The following is a 23,977-nucleotide window of genomic DNA, read 5'->3' as shown; positions in this document are numbered from 1 at the left end:
ACTACCTGCTGGCACATTCTGGAAACACTCGCACCGGTGGTTGTCGAGCCGATAGCGCGTGCCTGGCCGTCCAGGCCAGAAGGGAACGGATCTCCCCAGGCGGGTGCTTGTAGTACATCGAACGATCTGAGGGGTAACCCCAATGAATTACAACTGGGACTGGGGCGTGTTCTTCAAGTCCACCGGCGTGGGCAGCGAGACCTATCTCGACTGGTTCATCTCCGGACTGGGCTGGACCATCGCCATCGCCGTGGTGGCCTGGATCATCGCATTGATACTGGGATCGATCCTGGGGGTCATGCGTACCGTGCCGAACCGCCTGGTGTCGGGCATCGCCACCGTCTACGTGGAGATCTTCCGCAACGTGCCCCTGTTGGTGCAGCTGTTCATCTGGTACTTCCTGGTGCCCGACCTGCTGCCGCAGAACCTGCAGGACTGGTACAAGCAGGATCTCAACCCGACCACCTCGGCCTACCTGAGCGTCGTCGTCTGCCTGGGCCTGTTCACCGCCGCCCGGGTCTGCGAACAAGTACGCACCGGTATCCAGGCCCTGCCCCGCGGCCAGGAGTCCGCCGCTCGCGCCCTGGGCTTCAAGCTGCCGCAGATCTACTGGAACGTGCTGCTGCCCCAGGCCTATCGGATCATCATTCCGCCGCTCACCTCGGAATTCCTCAACGTCTTCAAGAACTCTTCCGTGGCCTCGCTGATCGGCCTGATGGAGCTGTTGGCCCAGACCAAGCAGACCGCCGAGTTCTCGGCCAACCTGTTCGAAGCCTTCACCCTGGCCACCCTGATCTACTTCACCCTGAACATGAGCCTGATGCTGCTGATGCGCCTGGTGGAGAAGAAAGTCTCGGTCCCCGGCTTGATCTCCGTGGGAGGTAAATAATGGAATTCGACTTCTCGGGCATCGTCCCGGCCATTCCCGGCCTGTGGAACGGCATGCTGATGACCCTCAAGCTGATGGTCCTGGGCGTGGTCGGGGGGATCATCCTCGGCACCCTGCTGGCCCTGATGCGCCTGTCCCACAACAAACTGCTGGCGAACATCGCCGGCGCCTACGTCAACTACTTCCGCTCGATCCCGCTGCTGCTGGTGATCACCTGGTTCTACCTGGCGGTGCCTTTCGTGCTGCGCTGGATCACCGGCGAAGACACCCCGATCGGCGCGTTCACCTCGTGCATCGTGGCCTTCATGATGTTCGAAGCGGCGTACTTCTGCGAAATCGTCCGGGCCGGCGTGCAGTCGATTCCCAAGGGCCAGATGGGCGCCGCCCAGGCCCTGGGCATGACCTACGGCCAGACCATGCGCCTGATCATCCTGCCCCAGGCGTTCCGCAAGATGACCCCGCTGCTGCTGCAGCAGAGCATCATCCTGTTCCAGGACACCTCCCTGGTGTACACCGTGGGCCTGGTGGACTTCCTCAACGCCTCGCGCTCCAGCGGCGACATCATCGGCCGCTCCAATGAATTCCTGATCTTCGCCGGTCTGGTGTATTTCACAATCAGCTTCGCCGCCTCGCTGCTGGTCAAGCGTCTGCAAAAAAGGTTCGCCGTATGATCTCTATCAAAAACGTCAACAAGTGGTATGGGGACTTCCAGGTACTGACCGACTGCAGCACCGAGGTCAAGAAAGGTGAGGTGGTGGTGGTCTGCGGGCCGTCCGGTTCGGGCAAGTCGACCCTGATCAAGTGCGTCAATGCCCTGGAGCCTTTCCAGAAGGGCGACATCGTGGTCGACGGCACCTCCATCGCCGATCCCAAGACCGACCTGCCCAAGCTGCGCTCGCGGGTGGGCATGGTGTTCCAGCACTTCGAACTGTTCCCGCACCTGAGCATCACCGAGAACCTGACCATCGCCCAGATCAAGGTCCTGGGCCGCAGCAAGGAAGAGGCCACCAAGAAAGGCCTGCAATTGCTCGAGCGGGTGGGCCTGGCTGCCCACGCCCACAAGCATCCGGGTCAGCTTTCCGGCGGCCAGCAACAACGTGTGGCCATCGCCCGCGCCCTGGCCATGGACCCGATCGTCATGCTGTTCGACGAACCGACCTCGGCCCTGGACCCGGAAATGGTCAACGAAGTGCTGGATGTGATGGTGCAACTGGCCAACGAAGGCATGACCATGATGTGCGTCACCCACGAAATGGGCTTTGCCCGCAAGGTAGCGAACCGAGTGATCTTCATGGACAAGGGCCAGATCATCGAGGACTGCCAGAAGGAAGAGTTCTTCGGCGATATCAACGCCCGCTCCGAACGTGCGCAGCACTTCCTCGAGAAGATCCTGCAGCACTGATACGGCGGCGTTCCGCCCGCCCTCGTGGCAAGGGAGCCTGCTCCCACGGGGTCGCCTGGCGACCCCCAACCTGCGAACGGATCTTGCCTGGCACAACGCACCCAGCGCTCTACGACGGCCCCCCGGGCCGAGCGCGAGTGCGCCCTGTCGCCATGCTGGTTGACCCAAGGCATCTGTGATGAAATGCGACCCCACTCTCTATCGCGCCACGCCGCCATCACTCGCCGTGAAACCCCGTCTGATCCGTCATCTGTTGCTGCCGCCTTTGGTCATCGCCCTGATGGCCGCCCTGGGCTACGCCGGATTCTGGATCAGCGAGCACAACGGCATCCGCACCCTGGGTGAAAACGGCGCGCGCCAACTGGAGCTGCATGCCCGCGCCGTAGAGAGCGAGATCAGCAAGTACACCTACCTGCCCAGCCTGCTGGAGCTGGAATCCAGTGTCTCGCAATTGCTGGCCGACCCTTCGCCGGAGCACCGCCAGGCGGTCAACCAGTACCTCGAAGGCTTGAACCGGCGCAGCCGCAGCCGGGCCATCTATGTCATGGACACCACCGGCCGGGTACTGGCCACCAGCAACTGGCGCGATGTCGACAGCTACCTGGGCGAAGACCTGTCGTTCCGGGCCTACTACCAGAACGCCGTGCGCGGTTACCCCGGGCGCTTCTACGGCATCGGCAGCACCAGTGGCGAGCCCGGCTACTACCTGGCCCACGGCCTGGAGGAGCAAGGCAAGATCATCGGCGTGGCGGTGGTCAAGGTCCGCCTCGAAGCCCTGGAGGAACGCTGGCAACGGGCGCGCATGGAAGCCTTCGTCAGCGACGAGAACGGCATCATCATCCTCTCCAGCGATCCGAGCCGCCGCCTCAAGTCGGTCCGCCCCCTGAGCGACGACACCAAGGAACGCCTGGCCCGCAGCCTGCAGTACTACTGGTTCCCGCTCAACGAACTGGAACCCCTGGCCCGCGAGCGCCTGGACGAGGGCGTGGAGAAACTCACCTTCCCCGCCAATACCGAGCTGGCGGACGAAGAACAGCCCATCAGCTACCTGTCCCAGACTCGGCCCCTGAGCGACACCCCGTGGAACTTCACCCTGCTGACGCCCTTGCAGGACCTGCGCCGCGAAGCCATCAACCAGGGCATCCTGGTGGCCGTGGCCTTCGCCCTGGTGGCTTTCCTGATGATCGCCTGGAACGAACGGCGCAAGGTCATCGCCACCCGCCTGGCCGCCCGCGAGGCCTTGCAGGAAGCCAACAGCCAGCTCGAACGACGGATCACCGAGCGCACCGCCGACCTGCGCGCCAGCAACGAACGGCTCAAGGCGCAGATCCGTGAGCGCCGCCAAGCCGAGGAGACCCTGCGCCGGGCCCAGGATGAGCTGGTCCAGGCCGGCAAGCTGGCAGCCATCGGCCAGATGTCCACCAGCATCGCCCACGAACTCAACCAGCCGCTGGCAGCGCTGCGCACGCTATCGGGCAACACCGTGCGCTTCCTCGAGCGCGGCGCTCTGGATACCGCCAGCGCCAACCTCAAGACCATCAATGAACTGATCGATCGCATGGGCCGCATCACCGCCAGCCTGCGCTCCTTCGCCCGTCGTGGCGACGACCAGGGCCAGGCCAGCCTGGGCAAGGCGGTGGACGCCGCCTTGCAAGTCCTCGGCGCGCGCCTGGAACCGCTGCCCCTGCAACTGCATCGCGACTTCGCCGAGCAGACCCTGCAGATCGACCAGACACGCCTGGAGCAGATCCTGGTCAACCTCATAGGCAACGCCCTGGATGCCATGCAGGCACAGCCGGCGCCGCAGCTCTGGCTCGAAGGCGAATCCGCCGACGGCAAGTACCGCCTGCGGGTACGGGACAATGGCCATGGCATCGACCCCGAGACACGCAAGCATCTGTTCGAACCCTTCTTCACCACCAAACCCGGCGAACAAGGGCTGGGACTGGGCCTGACCCTGTCCGCCAGCCTCGCCGCCGCCACCGGCGGCAGCCTGGGGGTGGAACATCCGGCAAGCGGCGGCACCGCCTTTGTCCTCAGCTTGCCCCTGGCAAGCCCTAATCGAGCCGAGCCGATATGAACCACGAGCTGACCGTGCTGATCGTCGAAGACGACCCCCATGTCCTGCTGGGTTGCCAACAGGCCCTGGCCCTGGAAGACATTCCCTGCATCGGCGTGGGCAGCGCCGAAGATGCCCTGGCCCAGGTCGGGGACAACTTTCCCGGCATCGTGGTCAGCGACATCCGCCTGCCGGGCATCGACGGCCTGGAACTGCTGACCCGCCTCAAGGCTCGCGATCGCAGCCTGCCGGTGGTCTTGATCACCGGCCATGGCGACATCTCCATGGCGGTGGGGGCGATGCAGAACGGCGCCTACGACTTCATGGAAAAGCCCTTTTCCCCCGAGCGCCTGGTGGAAGTGGCTCGCCGCGCCCTGGAACAACGTGGCCTGGCCCGTGAAGTGAGTTCACTACGGCGCCAGCTGGCCGAACGCAGCTCCCTGGAGGGGCGAATCATCGGCCGCTCGCCGGCGATGCAGAACCTGCGGGAATTGATCGCCAACGTCGCCGATACCTCGGCCAACGTGCTGATCGAAGGCGAGACCGGCACCGGCAAGGAACTGGTCGCCCGATGCCTGCACGACTTCAGTCGGCGCCACCAGCAACAGTTCGTCGCCTTGAACTGCGGCGGCCTGCCGGAAAACCTGTTCGAGAGCGAAATCTTCGGCCACGAGGCAAACGCCTTCACCGGTGCCGGCAAGCGGCGCATCGGCAAGATCGAGCACGCTCACCAGGGCACGCTGTTCCTCGATGAAGTGGAAAGCATGCCCATCAACTTGCAGATCAAGCTGTTGCGGGTGCTGCAGGAGCGTACCCTGGAGCGCCTGGGCTCGAACCAGAGCGTGGCCGTGGACTGCCGGGTGATCGCCGCCACCAAGTCGGACCTCAACCAGTTGAGCCAGGCCAAGGAGTTTCGCAGCGACCTGTACTACCGCCTCAACGTGGTGACCCTGGAGCTGCCGCCCCTGCGCGAGCGGCGCGAAGACATCCTGCAACTGTTCGAGCACTTCCTGCAGCAGTCGTCCCTGCGCTTCGACCGCGTGGCGCCGGAGCTGGACAACCAGACCCTGTCGAACCTGATGAGCCACGACTGGCCGGGCAACGTGCGCGAATTGCGCAACGTCGCCGAGCGCTTCGCCCTGGGCCTGCCGGCCTTCAAGAAAGCCGGCAGTGGCAGCGGCCAGGGCCTGGGCTTCGCCGAGGCGGTGGAAGCCTTCGAGCGCAACCTGTTGAACGATGCCTTGCAACGCAGCGGCGGTAACCTCAGCCAGGCCAGCCAGGAGCTGGGCATGGCCAAGACCACGCTGTTCGACAAGGTCAAGAAGTACGGCCTGAGCCACTGACCCCAAGGCGCCCTATCCATGGATCTGTTGTTGAAAGCCGCGCTGGGCGCGGCTGTAGTGGTGATTCTCGCAGCCCTGGCCAAGACCCGGAACTACTACATCGCCGGGCTGGTACCGCTGTTCCCGACCTTCGCCCTGATCGCCCACTACATCGTCGGCAAAGGACGTTCGCTGGACGACCTGAAGACCACCATCCTGTTCGGCATGTGGTCGATCATTCCCTACTTCGTCTACCTGGCGACCCTGTACTTGATGGTCGACCGCCTGCGCCTGGAGGCCTCCCTGGCGGTGGCCGCGGTGGCCTGGCTGATGGCCGCCAGCATCCTGGTCGGCGTCTGGGTCCGGGTCCACGCCTGAGGCCTGCCAGGCCGAAGACCCAGCCGCCCCGACCGGCTCGGCCAGACAAGCCTGGCCCGACCCTTGCATTTACCCGGCAAAGCCCACCCGGCCTGCGTTTTAGCCTGACCACGCAGTTTTCCGGGGGGCGCTGCCATGGGTAAAGTACACCTTGAACATTCTAGATCTCGACCACAGCCTGACCGCCCAGGAGCCCATCATCCGGCGCCTGCAAAGTGGCCAGGCGCAACGCATCGACCTGCTGGACCTGGGCCCCAGGCTGCGGCTCTGGTCCACCGAGCGCACCTATCGCCAATTCATCGAGCGCCTCGAACGGCGGCCCCGGCGTAGCGGCCCACAGCCGGAAATCTTCTTCGTCGGCTCCGGCGACTATCACCACCTGACCCCGGCCTTCTTGCGCAACCTGCCGGAGCCGGTGAGCCTGATCCACTTCGACAACCATCCGGACTGGGTGCGCCTGGCCCCGCGCCGGCATTGCGGATCCTGGGTCAACCGGGCGCTGCAACTGCCCAATATCCAGCGCATCGTCACCCTGGGGCCCTGCAGCGAAGACCTGCACAACCCGCAACTGCGCGGCGGCAACCTCGGCGCCTTGAAGCACGGCAAGTTGCAATTGTTCCCCTGGCAGCACGAACCCTCCCGGGTCTGGGGCCGGGTCGGCGATGGCGCCGGGCACCAGCAGCAAGACCAGCACCTGCACTGGCGCAACCTGGCCCAGCAGGACTGGACGGACTTCCTCGACAGCATGATCGCCAGCCTGCCCACCGCGGCGGTCTGGATCACCATCGACAAGGACGTGCTGGCCAGCGAGGACGCCGCCACCAACTGGGACCAGGGCGGCATGCGCCTGGAACACCTGCTGCAAGCCATCCGCGCCCTGGCCGCGCGCAAACGGATACTGGGTATCGATGTTTGCGGCGAATTCGCCCAACCGGCCTTCAGCAATGCCTTCAAGCGCTGGGAGGCCAAGTCCGACCAGCCACCGCCCGAACGCTGGAGCCAGGAGGATCTGTTGCGCAACTCGGTGACCAATGAAGCCCTGATTTCGCTGTTCGAGGAGCTGTTCCCATGACTTTGACCGTCGTGTTGCTGGTGGCCTTTTCCATCCTCCTGGATGTGATCGGCCAGTTGTGTTTCAAGCTGGGCCTGGACCGCTTGCCGGAGCTGGAGGGGGGCTTTCGCCTGAACGCCTTCTGGGGCCAGGTGTTCAACGCTCCGCTGCTGTGGTGCGGGGTAGGCGCCTACGTGGTGGAGTTTTTCGTCTGGCTCGAGGCCCTGTCCCGGGCCCCCCTGAGCCTGCTGTTCCCGGCTGCGGCCCTGGGTTATTGCGGAGTGGTGCTGGCGGGCAAGGTGGTGCTGGGGGAAACCGTCAGCCGCCGGCGCTGGCTCGGCACCCTGGTAATCACCGCCGGCGTGATGCTGGTCTGCCTCGCCAGTACCTGAGCCCTGTCCAACCGATACAAGGAAACGCTTCATGAGTTCGAACCAAGCTAACGACTGGCTGCATGGCCGCCTGGGTACCCTGCTGCTGTGGTTCTTGTTGATCAGTTTCGAAGGGGCCGGCCAGATCGCCACCAAGGTCGGTGGCGACCAGCTGGGACAGATGGATTTCAGCCTGCAATGGCTGGCGGCGGTCGTCGCCAATCCCGGGGTGCTGACGGCGATCGCCTGCTACATCGGCGCATTCTTCGTCTGGATGCTGATCCTGCGGCGCAGCAGCCTGTCCCTGGCCTTTCCCCTGAGCGCCCTGGTGTATGTGGTGGTGCTGCTGGGCTCGTGGCTGATGCTGGGCGAGCAGATCAACCCGCTGCACTGGCTCGGGGTCTTCGTGATCATGGGCGGGATCGCCCTGCTGGCCGAAGGCGAGGAAGCCTGAAAACACCCTGCGCCCGCTGCGCAACCTTCGGCAGCGGTACAGGATCGGCTTCGTGTAGCCGCTGCCGCCAGGCTGCGACAAGGTCATCAGGACCTTCAGGCTTCAGCCTCCTGCGGCAGCTGCGCGGTCGTGCGCAGCCTTCGGCGGCAGCTACAGGTTACTTGCGGTGGGAAACCAAAAAGCCCAGTCCGTGGGACACCGGGATCACTTTCACCCCCGCCGCACGCTGTTCCTCGCGAATCTGGCGATGGAAGGCCTTGACCTTGGTCCAGTGCATCTTCGGCCGGTAGTGGTGCTCGGCGTGGTAGCCGTTGTTCATCCAGATCAGGTTGTACAGCGGGCTGTAGGAACTCACGCCCCAGGCGATCGGCAGGTCGGGATTGCCGCCCAGGTGCTCGTAGTAGCCATTGAGCGACGACAGCGACTGGCCCAGGTACCAGAACGGCAACAGCACCAGCACCGCGTGCCAGTCGAAGAGTGCCAGGGCCAGGTAGAAGACCACGGTCACGGCGATTTCCACTTTCACCCAGCGGGCATCGTCCGGGCGCTTGCGCTGCATTTGCTGGTAGATCTCCTTCGGATCATCGCGAAAGAAACTGAGGAAGGTATAGGCCCATGGGTTGTCCGGCTGGCCGTTCTTGCCATGCAGGTAGATCGACAGCGGATCGACGGTCTTGCCACTGGCGTCCGGCAGGTCGGAGTTGCCCCGGTGGTGGCGGTTATGGATGTCGCGGTACAGGGTCTGGGAAAAACCGATGGTCACCGACAGCAGCAGGTCGAAGGCGCGGTTCATCCAGGAGGGCGTGAAGTAGGCGTTGTGGATCTGGTTGTGGGAAATGCTGTTGATACTCCACGACAGGCTGACGGCGTACAGCAGCGCGGCCGGGATGATGATCCACCAGGACAGCGCGTGGAAATCCAGCACCAGCCACAGGACGAAGGCGAAATGCGCCAGGGCCATGACGATCGGGATCAGGTCCCAGAGTGAATAGGCGAGCAAACGGTAAGCAGGACGGGCCATGAAGAACTTCCTGAGAAATTGAATTCATGGCGCCCATTGCAAAGGCCAGACCAGTTTTCCTCCTGGCGGCGCCCATGGCTGGTCCAGCCCCGGGCGCCAGGCCGCAAAGCCCTCAGAAACGGTAGCTGATGGCGGTCTGTACTTGTCCCTGGTTGACGTGGCCCTTGTCGCGCACGATGGTGCTGTCGGCCGCCGAGTTGACCAGGCGGATCCAGCTGGCGCTGGCCACCAGCGACCAGTTGCGCCCCAGCGGGACCTGGATGTTCTGGGTCAGGGTGAAGTTCTGCAGGCCACCGCCGGCGTCATAGCGCTGGATGCCAGAGGCCAGGAACTCCTTGGTGCTGACACCGAAGAAGGTCTGGTTCTGCCGGGCATCGGCAAAGTGCAGGGTCAGGTTGTTGCTGCCGATGATGCCCATGCCCAAGGGGTAGCCGATCTCGGCGCCCACCTTGCCCAGCATGCCGCCCTGGCCACCGGAACCGCCCACGGCCTGGCCCACGGCGGCGAACACGCGCCAGAAATCATCCGGGGCGTACTGCACGAAACCACCTACGTCAGCCATGTCCGGCACGTCCCGCAACCCGCGCAACGAGCCGTCGGCATTACGCCCCTGCAGGTAATTGATGTAGGGCCCGGCACTCCAGCCATTGCTCTTGAAGGCATCCCAGGTCAGGCCGTCGTCGGTGCTCAGGCTGACATCGCCCCAGTCCAGGTCCAGGTAGGGCAAGGGCGTGGTGTCGTAGCGGCTGGCCGTAGGATCGTGGGGTTGGTAGCCGATGCCCAGGCCCACTTCGCCAGTGATGCCGGAGTCGCCCCAGGCGCTACAGGCAAGGCCCAGCGACAGCAGGCCGGCCAGGAGGGAGGGGAAGGTGAACCTTGGCATGAATGAAATTCCTTATCTGAAAATGCGCGCATCAATCACCACGGACAGCCTCGAGCGCAAGCACTGATGTTGTTTGTAGCAAGCTACAAAAATTGTAGCTACCAAGCTACAAATCGCCTGCCCTTCCAAGCAAAGCCCCAGCCCCGCTGGGTTTCCCCTACTTGGCACAGTCCCTGCTCTACCTCTGCCACAAGCGTACACAACGCTCTTATTCAACAGGTAACAGCAGATGATGCACTGGCATATCGTATGTGACTTCGACGGGACCATCTCCCGCGCCGACGTGATCGATAACGTCCTCCAACGCTTCGCCGACCCAAGCTGGGAAACCATCGAGCAAGAGTGGCTGGACGGTCATATCGGCTCCCGGGAATGCCTCAGTCGCCAACTGGCCCTGGTCAAGGCCTCGCCCGCCGAATTGCTGGGCTACTTCGACAGTGTCGAGATCGACCCCGACTTCCCTGACTTCGTCGACCATGTGATCGGCCTGGGGGCCACCATCGAAGTGGTCAGCGACGGCATCGAACAGGGCATCGCCCGCATCCTGGCGCGCAACTACGTGACCCTGCTGCCGATCCTCGCCAACCGCCTGCGCCAGGTCGACCACAACAGCTGGCGCATCGACTTCCCCTATTCCAGCGACGCTTGCCGGGCCGCTTCCGGCAACTGCAAGTGCAAGTCCACCCCGCGCGGCAAACGCGTGCTGGTGATCGGCGACGGCCAGTCCGACATGTGCGTGGCCTCCACCGCCGACTTCGTCTTCGCCAAGGGCCGCCTGGCCGAGTACTGCGAACGCAACGCCATTCCCTACGCGCGCTTCGACTCCTTCGCCGAACTGCCGGCGCTGCTGGCCAAGCTGCCGCGCGAAGCCGCCAACGCCACCACTTTCTCTCTTGAAACCCAGGAACTCTTCCACCATGTCTGATATCCGCATCGCTACCGCAGAAGACCAGGTCCTTCTGGAAAAAGAAGCCAAGTACTGCTCCTACGGCGATACCGTCCACTACATCGAACCCCCGCGCATCTTCAGCCGCTGCGAAGGCTCCTACGTCTGGGACACCGAAGACCAGGCCTACCTCGACCTGCAGATGTGGTACTCGGCGGTGAACTTCGGCTACGCCAACCCGCGCCTGAACAACGCCCTGAAGCAGCAGATCGACACCCTGCCGCAGATCGCCAGCCAGTACCTGCACAAAGGCAAGATCGAGCTGTCGGAAATGATCGCGGTCGACGCCAAGAAGAAGTTCGGCCTCGACGGTCGCGTGCACTTCAACGTCGGTGGTTCGCAGTCCGTCGAGGACTCGCTGAAAGTCGTGCGTAACGCCAGCAACGGCAAGAGCCTGATGTTCGCCTTCGAAGGCGGCTACCACGGTCGTACCCTGGGCGCCTCGTCCATCACCTCCAGCTACCGCTACCGCCGCCGCTACGGCCACTTCGGCGAGCGTGCGCAGTTCATTCCGTTCCCGTACCACTTCCGCGGCCCGAAAGGCATGACCAAGGAAGAGTACGGCAGCCACTGCGTGAAGCAGTTCGCCCGTCTGTTCGAAACCGAATACAACGGGGTCTGGGACCCGAAGGTCGGCCAGAGCGAATACGCAGCATTCTACGCCGAGCCGATCCAGGGCACCGGCGGCTACGTGATCCCGCCGATGAACTTCTACCGCGAGCTCAAGCAAGTACTGGATCAGCACGGCATCCTGCTGGTGGTCGACGAAATCCAGATGGGCTTCTACCGTACCGGCAAGCTGTGGTCGATCGAGCACTTCGACGTCCAGCCTGACGTGATCGTGTTCGGCAAGGCATTGACCAACGGCCTCAACCCGCTGGGCGGCATCTGGGCCCGTGAAGAGCTGATCAACCCGGGCGTGTTCCCGCCAGGCTCGACCCACTCCACCTTCGCCTCCAACCCGCTGGGCACCGCCGTGGGCCTGGAAATGTTCAAGATGACCAGCGAGATCGACTACGGCGCGATGGTCATGGAGAAGGGCAAGTACTTCCTCGAAGGCCTCAAGGACCTGCAGAAGCGCTACCCGATCATCGGCGACGTCGACGGCCTGGGCCTGGCCCTGCGCTGCGAGATCTGCACCACCGACGGCTTCACCCCGGACAAGGCGACCCTGGACTACATGGTCGAGGAAGGCATGAAGGGCGACATCGAGATCGACGGCCAGCGCCTGGGCCTGATCCTCGACGTGGGCGGCTACTACAAGAACGTGATCACCCTGGCACCATCGCTGGAAATCAGCTACGCGGAAATCGACCTGGGTATCGCCCTGCTGGACCGCCTGCTGGATCGGGCCATGAAGCGATGAGCATGGCTGAGATCGATCTGGGCGAAGGCGACGCCGGCTTCGTTCTCGGCACGGGTCAGGTCGGGATCTTGTTGATCCACGGCCTGACCGGCACCCCGACGGAACTCCGTCGGGTGGCCCAGGGCCTGGCCAAGGACGGTACGTGCACCGTGTACGTACCGACCCTGCCCGGGCACTGCGGGGACAACAGCGACCTGCAGGCCACGGGCTGGCAGGACTGGTACCAAGGCGTGCGCAAGACCTTCGCCGCCATGCAGCAACGCCACGAGCAGGTGTTCGTCGGCGGCCTGTCCATGGGCGCGGTGATGTCGATGTACCTGGCCTCCGAGCACCCGGGGCGGATCAGCGGCCTGCTGATGTATTCCACCACCCTCAAGTACGACGGCTGGAGCATCAACAAGCTGGCGTTCCTGACCCCGCTGCTGATGAAGATCCCGTTCGGCGTGCATATCTGCCGCTTCGAGGAAAAACCACCCTACGGCATCAAGAACGAACGCCTGCGGGCCATCGTCGAGAAGCAGATGAAGGCCGGCGCCAGCAGCGATGCCGGACTCCTGACCATGGAGGGCGTGACGGTGCGCGAGTTGCACCGGATGAACGCCGTGGTCAAGAAACGCATGCCGTCGATCATGACCCCGGCCCTGGTCCTGCACTCCAGCGAAGACGACATCACCAGTACCTGGAATGCCGACTACGTGGAGCGCAAGCTCGGCGGCCCGGTGACCAAGATCCTCCTGGACAACTGCTACCACATGATCACCGTGGACCTGCAATACCAGCGGGTGATCGAGCTGAGCGCCGACTTCATCCAGCAACGGGTGACCAGCCCGAGCCTGCGCGAAGACTATCGACAGCTGGCGTGACTTAAGGACGAGACGTGATTACCGCCCAAGCCTTTTCAACCATACAGGCCATCGAACGCAGTGCCTGGAACGACTGTTTTCCAGGGGCCCTGGAGGATTGGGACTATTATCTGGCCGTGGAAAAAGCCGCCATCGCCGATTTCCGCTGGCGCTACCTGGCGATCTACGAGGGATCGACCCTGGTGGCGGTGGCACCGGCCTTCACCACCCAGTACCGGCTCGATACCACGGTTTCGGGGCTGGCCAAGCGCTTTACCGAGCGCCTGGAACGCCAATGGCCCGGGGTCCTGCAACTGCGCCTGTACGCCATCGGCTCGCCAGTGGCCGAACAGTGCAATGTCGGCACCGCCAGCCATGTCCCGGCCGAACGCCGCCAAGCCCTGCTGGACGAGTTGCTGAAGCTGGCCCGGGCCGACGCCGACGGCTTCGGCATCGGCCTGATGGCGGTCAAGGACGCCGCCAGCCACGACCGGCAATGGGCCGCCAGTTGCCTGGCCGCCGGGCTGCAGGCGATGCCGAGCCTGCCCAGCGCCCTGCTGCCGATACCCTTCGCCTCCATCGACGCCTACCTGGGCACCCTGGGCAAGTCCACCCGCAAGGACCTGCGCCGCAAGCTCCGGGCGCCGGCGCCGCGCATCGAGTGGCGGCAGCGGGTCGACGACGTGCTACCGGACATCATGCGCCTGTACGAGGCGACCCTGAACCGCGCCGACCTGCAGTTCGAACGCCTGCCGGCGGAGTACTTCACTGGCATCCTCGAACAGCTGGGTGAACGGGCCGCCTGCGTCCTGTACTGGGTCGGCGAGCAACTGGTGGCGTTCAACCTGGTGCTCATCGACCAGCATCGGCTGATCGACAAGTTCTTCGCCCACGACCTGGATGTCACCCGTGAGCACAACCTGTATTTTCGCAGCTGGCTGGCCAACGTCGACTACTGCATCCAGCAGCGCATCCCGCTGTACGAGTGCGGCCAGGCCGGTTATGCGAGCAAATTGCGCCTGGGCTGCCGCTTCACCGCTAACATGCTGTTTTTCCGCCACCGCAATCCCTTGCTCAACGCGTTGCTGAAGGTGATAAAACGCTTTGTCCGCCCGGATCGCTCCGACCCCGCCATGGCCGCTGCAATAAGCGAAAGTACATGACCAGAAAAGATCGTCGTCCTCCCCGCCCCTTCGCCATCTCCCGCTGGAGCCTGCAGCGCAAGCTGGTGCTGGCGTTCTGGCTGGTCAGCGTGATTCCCACCATGATCGCCGCCGAGCTGGCGGCCACCACGTTGTCGGAAATCTTCGACAGCAACGTGCGGATCTGGCTGCAGGAATCCACCAAGATCGTCGAGGACGAGATCACCGAGATCCTGCGCGACAACGCCCGGATCGCCCAGCTGTTCCTGCGCTACACCCGGCCCCCGGGGGAACGCAACGCAGCCAAGCATGACAAGCTCACCGCCGATATTGCCGATTCCATGGGCATCGATGTAGTGGCGCTGATTCGCAAGAGCGACCACAAGGTGATGTTCACCACCGCCGCCGACGATGTGGTCGGGCAGATCAGCACCGCCTCCAACGCCGTGTTGCAGACCATCCAGGTCGGCGGTGCGGCCACCGGCGTGGTGGTCTCGACCTTCCAGACCAACCTCGACGGCGTCGACTACCAGTTGTTGATCGCCACCTACCTGGACGCCAGCTTTCTCACCAGCGTGGCCGACGTGCACTCCCTGGACCTGCGCCTGTACCTGGCCAAGGCCGACGACTTCTCGGAAATCTTCGCCACCCAGCGCTTCGAGGACCACCCGCCACAGGTACCGCACCGGATCGAGGACATCCTGCGCACCACGCGCCAACCCACCGAGCAGTTCACCAGCCGCTACAGCGGACTGTACCGGCCGATCTTCAACGACAGCGGCGACCTGGTAGGAGTGATCTTCAGCGGCCTGCTGCGCCACAGCAGCCTGGTCGGCCTGGTCAACCAGAGCAACCTGTTCATCCTGATCTTCCTCCTCAGCTCGGCGGCCTCGCTATGCGTCGGCTGGCTGGTGTCGCAACGCCTGACCCGGCCCCTGCGGGGCTTGTCCAAGGGCGTACAGGCGGTGATCAGCGGCGACTACCGGCAACGGGTGCCGGTGATCGGCGGCGACGAGCTGGCGGAACTGAGCAGCACCTTCAACCACATGACCGAGCGCCTGGGCGAGTTGCAACACCTGGAGGGGCAACTGCGCCGTCGTGACCGCCTGCATGCCCTGGGCGAGGTCGCCATGGGCCTGGCCCACGAGATACGCAATCCGCTGGGCATCATCAAGACCGCCACCCAACTGCTGCACCGCCGGGCCGACCTGCCCGAGAACGACAAGCGCCACCTGGAATACGTGATCAGCGAAGTCAGCCGGATCAACGACCTGATCACCGAGTTCCTCGACTTCGCCAAGCCCAGCGCACCGATCCGCGCCACCCAGCCGGCGCGCCCCCTGCTCGAGGAGCTGCTGGGGTTCTGCGGCCCGGAACTGGCGACCCACAACATCGACGCACGCATCGAGGACCTGGCCCCGGGCGCGACCATCCACGCCGACGCCCGCCAGCTCAAGCAGGCCTGCCTGAACCTGATCCTCAATGCCATCGACGCCATGCCCGAAGGCGGCCGCCTGACCCTGGGCATCGCCCAGCAGGAGGACGAAACCATCATCAGCATCGGCGATACCGGCCAGGGCATCGAGCCGGACATGCTGGAGCGCATCTTCACGCCGTTCGTGACCACCAAGGCCTCGGGCACCGGCCTGGGCCTGGCCAAGGTCTATTCAATCCTGGAAAGTCATGACGGCCACATCGAATGCGCCAGCGAAAAGGATGCCGGCGCCACCTTCAGCCTGTACATTCCGGCCAATGGTGAAGACGACGAGGAGGATGAGGACCGCGATGACGCATAACCTGTTGGTGGTCGACGACGAACCCAAGCTCTGTGACCTGCTGTCCTCGGCCCTGGGCCAGAACGGCATCCAGGTGTTCACCGCGGGCAACGGCCTGCACGCGCTCAAGGTGCTGGAACAGGAAGACATCGACCTGGTGATCAGCGACTGGCGCATGCCCGGCATGGACGGCCCGCAGTTGCTGGGCGAGATCAAGCAGCGCTACCCACAGTTGCCGGTGATCGTGATGACCGCCTACAGCACCGTGAAGAACGCCGTGCAGTCCATGCGCAACGGCGCCTACGACTACATCGCCAAGCCTTTCGACATCGACGAGCTGGACATCACCGTCAGCAAGGCCCTGCAGTTTCGCGACATCCTCAAGGACAACCAGCGCATGCGCGCCGAACTTGAGGAGCACCAGCAGATCGACAGCCTGGTGGGCGACAGCCCGGCCTTTCGCCAGGTGCTGCAAGCGGTGGACTCGGTCCGCGAGAGCAATGCCACCATCCTGCTCACCGGCGAAAGCGGCACCGGCAAGGAAATGGTCGCCCGGGCCATCCACAAGCACGGCAATCGCGCTGGCAAACCATTCGTCGCGGTCAATTGCGCGGCCATCCCCGAAGGCTTGCTGGAAAGCGAGATGTTCGGCCATCGCAAGGGCGCCTTCACCGGCGCCGTGGCCGATCGGGTCGGGCGCTTCCAGCAGGCGGACAAGGGCACGTTGTTCCTCGACGAAGTGGGCGACATGCCCCTGGCCCTGCAAGCCAAGATCCTGCGCGCGCTGCAAGAGCGGGTGATCGAGCCGGTGGGCGATCCGCGGGAGCGCAAGGTCGATGTGCGGGTGATCGCCGCGACCAACAAGGACCTGCTGCAAGCGGTGGCCGACAAGGAGTTTCGCGAAGACCTGTACTACCGCCTCAATGTGTTCCCCATTCCCTTGCCGGCCCTGCGCGAGCGCGTCGAGGACATCGGCCCGCTGGCCCGGCATTTCGCCCACAGCCTGGGCGCCACCGCCGGCAAGCGCATCACCGGCTTCAGTCCCCAGGCCTTGCAGGCCATGGCCAACTACAACTGGCCGGGCAATATCCGCGAGCTGCAGAACTGCGTGGAGCGGGCGACCATCGTCGCCACCGGCCAGACCATCGAGGAAAGCGACCTGCCGGGCTACCTGTTCGATACCCGTGCCGAGGAGGGAGCCGCCAGCGTCGCTCTCAACGTCGGGCCGCAAGTGCCCAGCGATCTGGACGCTGCCCTGGCCGAAGTGGAAAAGGCCTACATCCTCGCGGCCCTGCACCAGAGCAACGGCGTCCAGGCCGCCGCCGCCCAGATGATCGGCATCTCCGAACGCAGCTTCTGGTATCGCCTGAAGAAACTCGGGATCCAGGTGGACAAGATCGTTCGCTGACGCGAACAGCGACAAGCTGCAAACGGAAATCTATCCGCTGGCTCAGAGCATGCGGCCCACTTCCGGTGGCTCGATCTGCGCCCAGTGCGACGTATCCTCGCGATGGCTTTGCAGGTACGGCAGCACCGCCGCCAGCAGCGGCGCCTTGAACGCCTCCTGGAAACGATGGGCCAACCCCGGGATCAGCTTCAACTGACTGCCCTGGATATGCGCGGCCAGATGCACCCCATGCATCACCGGCAGCAACGGATCGGCAGTGCCATGGACCACCAGGGTCGGCACCCGCAATTGCTTGAGCATGGTCACCCGGCTCGGCTCGGCGAGGATCGCCATGATCTGGCGCTTGACCCCCTCGGGATTGAACGCCCGGTCATAGGCCAGCGCCGCCTGGTGCAGCAATACCTGGCGATCGTCATGCACCTTGGGGCTGCCCAGGGCCGCCAGCAAGTCCGCCTGCTGTTCCAGGGCCGCCTCCCGGTTGGGCGCATTGCGCCGCGACAGCAACTGCACCAGCGCCGCGTTGGGTGCCGGCAGGCCTTCGGCGCCGGAACTGGTCATCACCAGGGTCAGGCTCTCGACCCGCTGCGGAGCCATCGCCGCCAGGTGCTGGGCGATCATCCCGCCCATGCTCGCCCCCAGCACATGGAACTGCTCCACATGCAGGGCATCCATCAGCCCCAGGGCATCATCGGCCATGTCGGTCAGGGTGTAGGGCGCGGCGACTGGCAGGCCGAGCTTATAGCGCAGCACTTCGAGCGTCAGGTTGGCGCTGGCCGGCGCCTGGCGCCAGGTGGACAGGCCGACGTCGCGGTTGTCATAGCGGATCACCCGGAAGCCTTGCTGGCACAGGGCGACCACCACCTCATCCGGCCAATGGATCAACTGCCCGCCCAGGCCCATGACCAGCAGCAGGGCCGGATCCGAAGCCCGGCCGATGCTCTGGTACGCCAGGCTCACCTGTGGCAGGTCGACCCGCTGGGTCGCCACATTGACGTCGCAACGCCCGGACGCAAAAACAAACTGGCCGAGCAATAGCCCGGCCAGCAAGAGACAACCTGAAAGAAATCTTGCCCGCATAGGAAACACCGAAACGTAGAACCCCAGTTGGGCACCTCGAAAAACTACCTGCGTTGCCAGCGCGGCGTTAAAAACCGGCTGGTGCGCCAGCCCGGTCAAAATGCTCATTTACCCCTCGTAAACTGCGCTTTTTCGCCGGTTTTTGCCTTGCGCTGGCGGCCTCGCCTACGTTTTTAGAGGTGCCCAGTGGAGCGCGAGTCTGATGAAGTTCGATGATTCGCGCTGCCACAGTTGCGTGACAATTTGATGAAGATTGCCCCGACGGTCGTGCCCGCCGGAACGGCATGGGGCAAAACCCCGGATAAAGCGGCGCCAGTGGTCGACAGCCCCTTGAACATGAGACAAACTCACCAGCCTTCGCACTTATCAGTAAATTCATTCATGGAGAGCCCGGTGCTCGAGATCCGTCACCTGAAGACCCTGCACGCCTTGCGCGAAGCCGACAGCCTGGTCGAAGCCGCCGAACGCCTGCACCTGACCCAGTCCGCCCTGTCCCACCAGTTCAAGGAGCTGGAAGAGCGCCTGGGCATGCCGCTGTTCGTGCGCAAGACCAAGCCGGTGCGCTTCACCAGCGCCGGCCTGCGCCTCTTGCAACTGGCGGACGCGACCCTGCCACTGCTGCGCGGCGCCGAACGCGACCTGTCGCGACTGGCCGGCGGCACCGCCGGGCGCCTGCACATGGCCATCGAATGCCACAGCTGCTTCCAGTGGCTGATGCCGACCATCGACCAGTTTCGCGACGCCTGGCCGGAGGTGGAGCTGGACCTGGCTTCGGGCTTTTCCTTCGCCCCGCTGCCGGCCCTGGCCCGTGGCGACCTGGACCTGGTGGTAACCTCCGACCCGGTGGACCTGGCCGGGATCACCTACGTGCCGCTGTTCACCTACGAGGCCATGCTGGCGGTCGCCAACCAGCACCCGCTGGCGGGCAAGCCCTACGTAGTTCCCGAAGACCTGCGAAGCGAAACCCTGATCACCTATCCGGTGGAGCGCGATCGCCTGGACATCTTCACCCGCTTCCTGGAGCCGGCGGACATCGAGCCGGCGCAGGTGCGCACCTCGGAACTGACGGTGATGATGATGCAGCTGGTGGCCAGCGGTCGCGGCGTGTGCGGCATGCCCCATTGGGCGCTGCACGAATACAGCTCGCGGGGCTATGTGAAGGCCAAGCGGCTGGGGGAAAAGGGCCTGTTCGCCACCCTGTACGCGGCGATTCGCGCCGATATGCTGGACGCGCCCTATATGCGTGATTTCCTGCTGACCGCCAAGGACACTTCGTTCTCGACCCTCGACGGGGTCAGCGCGGTGCGTTGATTGCCCGAAACTGCCGGTGGCGGCTCAGCCTTGCTCCGGCAGTCGATACCACATGTGGATCTTGTCGAAGTAGTCATCCCCCACTCGCACAGCCAGGGGTTCGAGGCCGTACTGGACGAAGCCGCAGCGCTGGTACAGGGCCAGCGCCGAGTCGTTGCCCGCCGTCACCGTCAGTTGCACCAGGCGCACGCCTTCGTATTCCGCGGCTTCGGCCAGCAGCTCCTGCACCAGGCGCAGGCCCAGGCCGCTGCTGCGCTGTTGGGCGGTGACGTACAAGCCAAAGAGCGTCGCCTTGTGCTGGGCTTTTTCGCGCAGCTCGAAGGCCAGGCCAACGACCCCCACCAGGCGCCCATCGCAGAAGGCCCCCAGTAGCACGTCCAACTCGCCATCCAGGCGCGCGGCCCACCAGGTCAGGGGCAGTTTTTCCCGCTCGCGGACACTGGAGGTGAATGCCTCGGGATGGCGGTCGTAGGCTTCGAGCATCAAGGCCCGGTACTGCTCGACATCCTCCGGGACCAGGCGCTGGATCTGCATGTTCAATCGAGGCTCTTCTGTCCGGTGATGAATGAGGCGGACTTTATCTTGCCGTCTTGCACTTCATAGATGGCTACGGTTTCCAGGGTTCCGGTGCCGTCGCTGAAGGTGCGGCTGATCAGTTCATGATCGATGACCACATTGCCCATCACCGAGCGCTGCAGCAGCCGGGCGTGCAGGTTGGGCTCCTGGAAGCGCAGTTGCGCCCGGGCCCGGATCTCTTCGTGACCACGGACCAGCAAGGTCGCCGGATGCTCGTATTGCCGGGCATCCCTGGCATAGGTCGCCAGCCAGGCCTCCAGGTCCTTGCGGTTATAGGCTTGCAGTTGCTCCTCGACCACGGCCTCGGGGCTGGAAAACTCTGTCATGGCACTACTCCGGTGTTCAGTTGGCACGACGTTGTTCGAACATCAGGCGCACCGCCAATCCTGCCAGCACGAAGCCCATGAAATAGCGTTGGGCCGACAACCAGGTCGGATTGCTGGCGAACCAGGAGGCGATACCGGCGGCGAACAGGGCGATCAGCAGGTTCACCGAGAAACTCACGCTGATCTGGGTCAGGCCGAGGATGATGCTCTGGGTGAATACCGAACCGTATTCGGGATGGATGAACTGCGGGAAGATCGACAGGTAGAACACGGCGATCTTGGGATTCAGGGCACTGGTCAGGAAGCCCATGGTCATCAGCTTGCGCGGCGAATCGGCCGGTAGCTGCTGGGCCTCGAAGGGCGACCGGGCACCGGGCTTGAGCGCCTGCCAGGCCAGCCACAGCAAGTACAGGGCACCTGCCCACTTGAGGACTTCATAAGCCATGGGCACCGCCATGAACACGGCGGTGAGCCCCAGGGAGGCGGCCATCAGGTGGACGAAGAATCCCGCCACCACGCCCAGCAACGAGGTTACGCCGGCCTTGCGTCCCTGGCAGATCGAACGGGAGATCAGGTAGATCATGTTCGGCCCGGGGGTCAGCACCATCAACAGGGAAGCGGCAACGAAAATCAGGTAGTCGTGCAGTGGAATCATGGCAGTCCTTGGCAAGTGATCGATCAGGCGAGGGTCGCTTGAGACTGGCGATAAAACGGCAAGATCAGATCCCGTGTCAACGGCGCCAGGAACAAATCTGCGTCGCCGGCCGGATCGATCCAGCGCACCTCCTCGATCTCCGCTGCCGGAGTCACCGGGGTATCGATACGGATCAGGAAGACCTCGGCCTGCACCACATGGCCGGGCTCATTGGCCGCGGGAGCCGAGAACTGCTGCAGGTAGCGGGCCTGGGCCGGGTCGATGCGCAGGCCCAGTTCCTCCTCCAGCTCGCGGGCCAGGGCATGCACCGGCTGCTCGCCGGCCTCGATCTTGCCGCCAGGCTGCATGAAGGCGCGGGTGCCGCGCTTGCGCACCAGCAGGGTGTGGCCGTCGGCGCCGATCAACAGCGCGGCGGCGATACGAATGATGGAAGGATCAGCAGAAGAAGCAGGCATGACGATGGGGTGACCTTGGAAATGAAGGGGCAAGGATCACACGTGCCGCCCTCCCGAGGCTATCGAGCAATGGTCTTTCGCTGTCGCTCAGGCGCCCACGGTTTCCTCCCGGGGCAGCTTGACGAACACGCTGTAACGCGCGCCCTCCATGGTTTCGAAGGCGATCAGCTTGTCCACCAACGGCAGGTTGAGCACCTTGCCGGCATTGAGCAGCAACATGCCGTTGTCGGCGTTGAGGTTGCGCGCCAGGATCATGCCCGGCGCCAATTCGCGGGTACCAAGGACCCGGACCGACGGATCGCCCAGGGTCACGTCGCACAGGTACACCGAGCACACCTGGATGAAACCCTCCACCAGTTGCGGGTCGTACAGGCGCCCGGCGTACTTGCGAATGAAGACCAGGGCCTCGTCGCTGTTCATGCGGCGCTCCAGGATCAGGCCGCACTGCAACTCGATGAAATCCACCGCCAGCTTGAGCACCCGCGAGCCCAGGGGGATAGCCTCGCCCCTGAGCCGATCGGGAAAACCGCTGCCGTCCCAGTGTTCCTGGTGATGACGGATCAGCCGCGCGGCATCCTGCACCGGCTCCAGGGTCATCAACAGCGATTCGCTCTGTTGCGGATAGGCCCGGTAGCGCTCGCGTTGCTGGTGATGCAGCAGGTCCGCCGGGGTGGTCATCAGCTGATCGCTCCAGCTCAATTTGCCGATGTTGTGCAAGGCCGCGGCCATGGCCAGGTCGCGCTGGAAGATCGCATCCAACCCCTGGATCGTGCAGTAGGCACGTGCCAGCTCGATGATCCGCCGATTGGTCTGCTTGGCCAGAGGCAGGCGCTGGTTGACCAACAGGGAAAACAGTTCGGCACCGGTGGCATAGCTGTGCTTGAGCTCCTCGTAGGCCAAGTCGAGCATGTCGGCGGTCTGCTGCAACTCGGCGGTGCGCGCCGCGACGCGTCTTTGCAACTGGACGTTGAGCGCCTTGAGCTCAGTGTTCTGCTGGCGCACCAGAAGCCCCAGGCGCTGGCGCTCACGCTCGGCATGCTGGTGGTCGAGGGCCTGGCGCAGGGCCAGCAGCAACTCCTGGTCGTCCCAGGGCTTGTTCAGGTAGCGATAGATCTCGCCCTCGTTGATGGCCCGGGCGATGAGCCTGGGGTCCGGGTCACCGGTCAGCAGGATCCGTGCGGTGTGCGGATACTGTTGGTGGATGCGCGCCAGCAGCGCCGGGCCATCCATCTGCGGCAGGTGGGCGGCGCTGATCACCAGGTCCACCTCGCAGTGGGCCATGACGTGCAGGGCCTGGATGGCGTCCCGGGCAAAATGCAGTGCATAGGGATGGGGGCTGAGCAACTGGCGCAGGCGTTGCAGGACCAGGTCCTGGGCGTCCACCAGCAGGACCCCGGGCAAGCGGGAGACTGTGACAACGTCCGGATCACCCATGGGGACACCTCGGGTCAACGTTGATGCACGCGTCCATCATTGCGTGTGCCGGCAACAACGAGCTTGCTGCCTGATTGAAGATTAGAAGAATTTCCAATTGCGATGATGGCTTTTTAACACCATTCATCCAGCGACAGTGTCCCGCTGTCGTTCAGCGACGCCCCTGGCCAGTGGCGAGGGGCGCTGCCGGTGCACTCACTTGGCGGCCTTGCCGCCAGAGCCGAAGGATGCAAAGCGCTTGTTGAAACCGGCGATACGGCCTTCGGACTGGGTCTTGCGCTGCTGGCCGGTGTACACCGGATGCGAGGCACTGGAGACGTCCAGGGCCACATAGGGATAGGTCTGGCCGTCGCTGTACTTGTGGGTGCGATCGGTGTCCACGGTGGAGCCGATGAGGAAGAACACGTCGGCGGCGGTGTCGTGGAACAGCACGGTGCGGTAATCGGGATGGATACCGGGTTTCATGGGGGGGCCTCCAGGGCATTTGGGTGAGCTCAATACGTTATACAATAACATACCATCACCTTCCAAACGAGAACCGATTGCAACAAGCCCCAGACTGCCTGCCGGTGCCGCGCCAGAGCGGCTGATCAGCGGTTGCTCCAGCAAGGAGATCGCCCGTAAGCTGGAAATTTCCACCGAGACGGTGAAAAACCATAAGACAATCAGCGCCAGCACGCTGGGGCATGGCGTCCCGGCTCCAGCTGTTCGCGGAACTTTCTTCAGGTGCATGGCGCCTGATAGCCGGCCCGGCCTGGCGCCGCGCCCGGACATAACAATAAGAACCCGCGCTCCAACAAGAATGAGTACCGACAAACGATCTGATGAGTCCGA

At 64.0% G+C, this 23,977-nt stretch carries 25 protein-coding genes and 1 pseudogene; 17 read left to right on the top strand and 9 right to left on the bottom strand.

Annotated features, from left to right (window positions below):
- Window positions 1-142: 142 nt before the first annotated feature.
- From AC3WK8_RS03560 to AC3WK8_RS03520, 9 genes are all read left to right on the top strand, one after another.
- Window positions 143-889 carry an amino acid ABC transporter permease gene (locus AC3WK8_RS03560; RefSeq protein ID WP_022640628.1) on the top strand — a complete coding sequence of 249 codons (747 nt, stop codon included), beginning with the start codon at window positions 143-145 and terminating at the stop codon, window positions 887-889.
- Complete coding sequence (locus tag AC3WK8_RS03555; protein ID WP_022640629.1) at window positions 889-1,560, top strand: amino acid ABC transporter permease; 672 nt, start codon at window positions 889-891, stop codon at window positions 1,558-1,560. Before AC3WK8_RS03560 ends, AC3WK8_RS03555 begins: the two co-directional genes overlap by 1 nt.
- Complete coding sequence (locus tag AC3WK8_RS03550; protein ID WP_022640630.1) at window positions 1,557-2,291, top strand: amino acid ABC transporter ATP-binding protein; 735 nt, start codon at window positions 1,557-1,559, stop codon at window positions 2,289-2,291. Before AC3WK8_RS03555 ends, AC3WK8_RS03550 begins: the two co-directional genes overlap by 4 nt.
- Before the next feature lie 178 nt (window positions 2,292-2,469).
- Window positions 2,470-4,371, top strand: coding sequence for a two-component sensor histidine kinase AauS (aauS, locus tag AC3WK8_RS03545; RefSeq protein WP_103323971.1), 1,902 nt, complete (start codon window positions 2,470-2,472; stop codon window positions 4,369-4,371).
- Complete coding sequence (aauR, locus tag AC3WK8_RS03540; RefSeq protein ID WP_085595107.1) at window positions 4,368-5,693, top strand: two-component response regulator AauR; 1,326 nt, start codon at window positions 4,368-4,370, stop codon at window positions 5,691-5,693. The genes aauS and aauR overlap by 4 nt, the downstream gene beginning before the upstream one ends.
- A 27-nt stretch (window positions 5,694-5,720) precedes the next feature.
- Window positions 5,721-6,050 (top strand): GlpM family protein, encoded by a 330-nt coding sequence (locus AC3WK8_RS03535; protein ID WP_177409099.1) that lies wholly within the window; start codon window positions 5,721-5,723, stop codon window positions 6,048-6,050.
- A gap of 151 nt (window positions 6,051-6,201) precedes the next feature.
- Complete coding sequence (locus tag AC3WK8_RS03530; protein ID WP_103323972.1) at window positions 6,202-7,122, top strand: arginase family protein; 921 nt, start codon at window positions 6,202-6,204, stop codon at window positions 7,120-7,122.
- Window positions 7,119-7,493 (top strand): DMT family transporter, encoded by a 375-nt coding sequence (locus AC3WK8_RS03525; RefSeq protein ID WP_022640635.1) that lies wholly within the window; start codon window positions 7,119-7,121, stop codon window positions 7,491-7,493. The genes AC3WK8_RS03530 and AC3WK8_RS03525 overlap by 4 nt, the downstream gene beginning before the upstream one ends.
- 31 nt (window positions 7,494-7,524) lie before the next feature.
- Window positions 7,525-7,926, top strand: a complete 402-nt coding sequence (locus tag AC3WK8_RS03520; protein WP_085595101.1) for an EamA family transporter — start codon at window positions 7,525-7,527, stop codon at window positions 7,924-7,926.
- Window positions 7,927-8,083: 157 nt separating this feature from the next.
- Here AC3WK8_RS03520 and AC3WK8_RS03515 read toward each other — a convergent pair whose 3' ends face one another.
- Together AC3WK8_RS03515 and AC3WK8_RS03510 are read right to left on the bottom strand one after the other, a co-directional pair.
- Window positions 8,084-8,947 (bottom strand): fatty acid desaturase family protein, encoded by an 864-nt coding sequence (locus AC3WK8_RS03515; protein ID WP_103323973.1) that lies wholly within the window; start codon window positions 8,945-8,947, stop codon window positions 8,084-8,086.
- Between the two features lie 112 nt (window positions 8,948-9,059).
- Entirely contained in the window at window positions 9,060-9,830 is a 771-nt protein-coding gene (locus AC3WK8_RS03510; RefSeq protein WP_022640638.1) for a MipA/OmpV family protein, read from the bottom strand.
- Between the two features lie 229 nt (window positions 9,831-10,059).
- Here AC3WK8_RS03510 and AC3WK8_RS03505 point away from each other — a divergent pair, with 229 nt between their 5' ends.
- From AC3WK8_RS03505 to AC3WK8_RS03480, 6 genes are read left to right on the top strand one after another with little or no spacing between them, the layout of a single operon-like run.
- A complete protein-coding gene (locus AC3WK8_RS03505; RefSeq protein ID WP_022640639.1) occupies window positions 10,060-10,755 on the top strand; it encodes an HAD-IB family phosphatase in 696 nt (231 codons plus the stop codon).
- Window positions 10,748-12,142 (top strand): aspartate aminotransferase family protein, encoded by a 1,395-nt coding sequence (locus AC3WK8_RS03500; RefSeq protein ID WP_103323974.1) that lies wholly within the window; start codon window positions 10,748-10,750, stop codon window positions 12,140-12,142. Before AC3WK8_RS03505 ends, AC3WK8_RS03500 begins: the two co-directional genes overlap by 8 nt.
- Window positions 12,139-13,005, top strand: coding sequence for an alpha/beta hydrolase (locus AC3WK8_RS03495; protein ID WP_022640641.1), 867 nt, complete (start codon window positions 12,139-12,141; stop codon window positions 13,003-13,005). Before AC3WK8_RS03500 ends, AC3WK8_RS03495 begins: the two co-directional genes overlap by 4 nt.
- A 14-nt stretch (window positions 13,006-13,019) precedes the next feature.
- Window positions 13,020-14,147: a GNAT family N-acetyltransferase gene (locus tag AC3WK8_RS03490; protein ID WP_103323975.1), complete on the top strand. Its 1,128-nt coding sequence runs from the start codon at window positions 13,020-13,022 to the stop codon at window positions 14,145-14,147.
- Window positions 14,144-15,922, top strand: a complete 1,779-nt coding sequence (locus AC3WK8_RS03485; RefSeq protein ID WP_103323976.1) for a sensor histidine kinase — start codon at window positions 14,144-14,146, stop codon at window positions 15,920-15,922. The genes AC3WK8_RS03490 and AC3WK8_RS03485 overlap by 4 nt, the downstream gene beginning before the upstream one ends.
- A complete protein-coding gene (locus AC3WK8_RS03480) occupies window positions 15,912-17,309 on the top strand; it encodes a sigma-54-dependent transcriptional regulator (RefSeq protein ID WP_053131708.1) in 1,398 nt (465 codons plus the stop codon). Before AC3WK8_RS03485 ends, AC3WK8_RS03480 begins: the two co-directional genes overlap by 11 nt.
- Before the next feature lie 42 nt (window positions 17,310-17,351).
- Here AC3WK8_RS03480 and AC3WK8_RS03475 read toward each other — a convergent pair whose 3' ends face one another.
- Window positions 17,352-18,386: an alpha/beta fold hydrolase gene (locus AC3WK8_RS03475; RefSeq protein WP_103324088.1), complete on the bottom strand. Its 1,035-nt coding sequence runs from the start codon at window positions 18,384-18,386 to the stop codon at window positions 17,352-17,354.
- Between the two features lie 393 nt (window positions 18,387-18,779).
- Between AC3WK8_RS03475 and metR the strand changes: the two genes are divergently transcribed.
- Window positions 18,780-19,697, top strand: a complete 918-nt coding sequence (gene metR / locus AC3WK8_RS03470) for a transcriptional regulator MetR (RefSeq protein WP_085595091.1) — start codon at window positions 18,780-18,782, stop codon at window positions 19,695-19,697.
- 24 nt (window positions 19,698-19,721) lie between these two features.
- On the opposite strand, the gene AC3WK8_RS03465 is transcribed toward metR, so the two are convergent.
- The 6 genes from AC3WK8_RS03465 to AC3WK8_RS03440 form a co-directional block, all read right to left on the bottom strand.
- Window positions 19,722-20,231 (bottom strand): GNAT family N-acetyltransferase, encoded by a 510-nt coding sequence (locus tag AC3WK8_RS03465; protein ID WP_031321378.1) that lies wholly within the window; start codon window positions 20,229-20,231, stop codon window positions 19,722-19,724.
- 2 nt (window positions 20,232-20,233) lie between these two features.
- Window positions 20,234-20,599: a nuclear transport factor 2 family protein gene (locus AC3WK8_RS03460; RefSeq protein WP_103323977.1), complete on the bottom strand. Its 366-nt coding sequence runs from the start codon at window positions 20,597-20,599 to the stop codon at window positions 20,234-20,236.
- 16 nt (window positions 20,600-20,615) lie between these two features.
- Window positions 20,616-21,254 (bottom strand): LysE family translocator, encoded by a 639-nt coding sequence (locus AC3WK8_RS03455; RefSeq protein ID WP_068584919.1) that lies wholly within the window; start codon window positions 21,252-21,254, stop codon window positions 20,616-20,618.
- A gap of 23 nt (window positions 21,255-21,277) precedes the next feature.
- Complete coding sequence (locus tag AC3WK8_RS03450) at window positions 21,278-21,709, bottom strand: NUDIX hydrolase (RefSeq protein WP_085595089.1); 432 nt, start codon at window positions 21,707-21,709, stop codon at window positions 21,278-21,280.
- Between the two features lie 87 nt (window positions 21,710-21,796).
- Complete coding sequence (nosR, locus tag AC3WK8_RS03445) at window positions 21,797-23,143, bottom strand: response regulator c-di-GMP phosphodiesterase, NosR family (protein ID WP_103323978.1); 1,347 nt, start codon at window positions 23,141-23,143, stop codon at window positions 21,797-21,799.
- A gap of 195 nt (window positions 23,144-23,338) precedes the next feature.
- Complete coding sequence (locus AC3WK8_RS03440; RefSeq protein WP_022643462.1) at window positions 23,339-23,608, bottom strand: type B 50S ribosomal protein L31; 270 nt, start codon at window positions 23,606-23,608, stop codon at window positions 23,339-23,341.
- Window positions 23,609-23,729: 121 nt separating this feature from the next.
- Here AC3WK8_RS03440 and AC3WK8_RS03435 point away from each other — a divergent pair.
- Window positions 23,730-23,828: pseudogene (locus AC3WK8_RS03435) on the top strand (LuxR C-terminal-related transcriptional regulator); the annotation flags it as partial.
- Between the last annotated feature and the right edge of the window lie 149 nt (window positions 23,829-23,977).

This window comes from Pseudomonas sp. FW507-12TSA (assembly GCF_058781435.1).
Note: the sequence above shows the minus strand (reverse complement) of the source record. Positions and strands in the feature narration are given on the sequence as shown.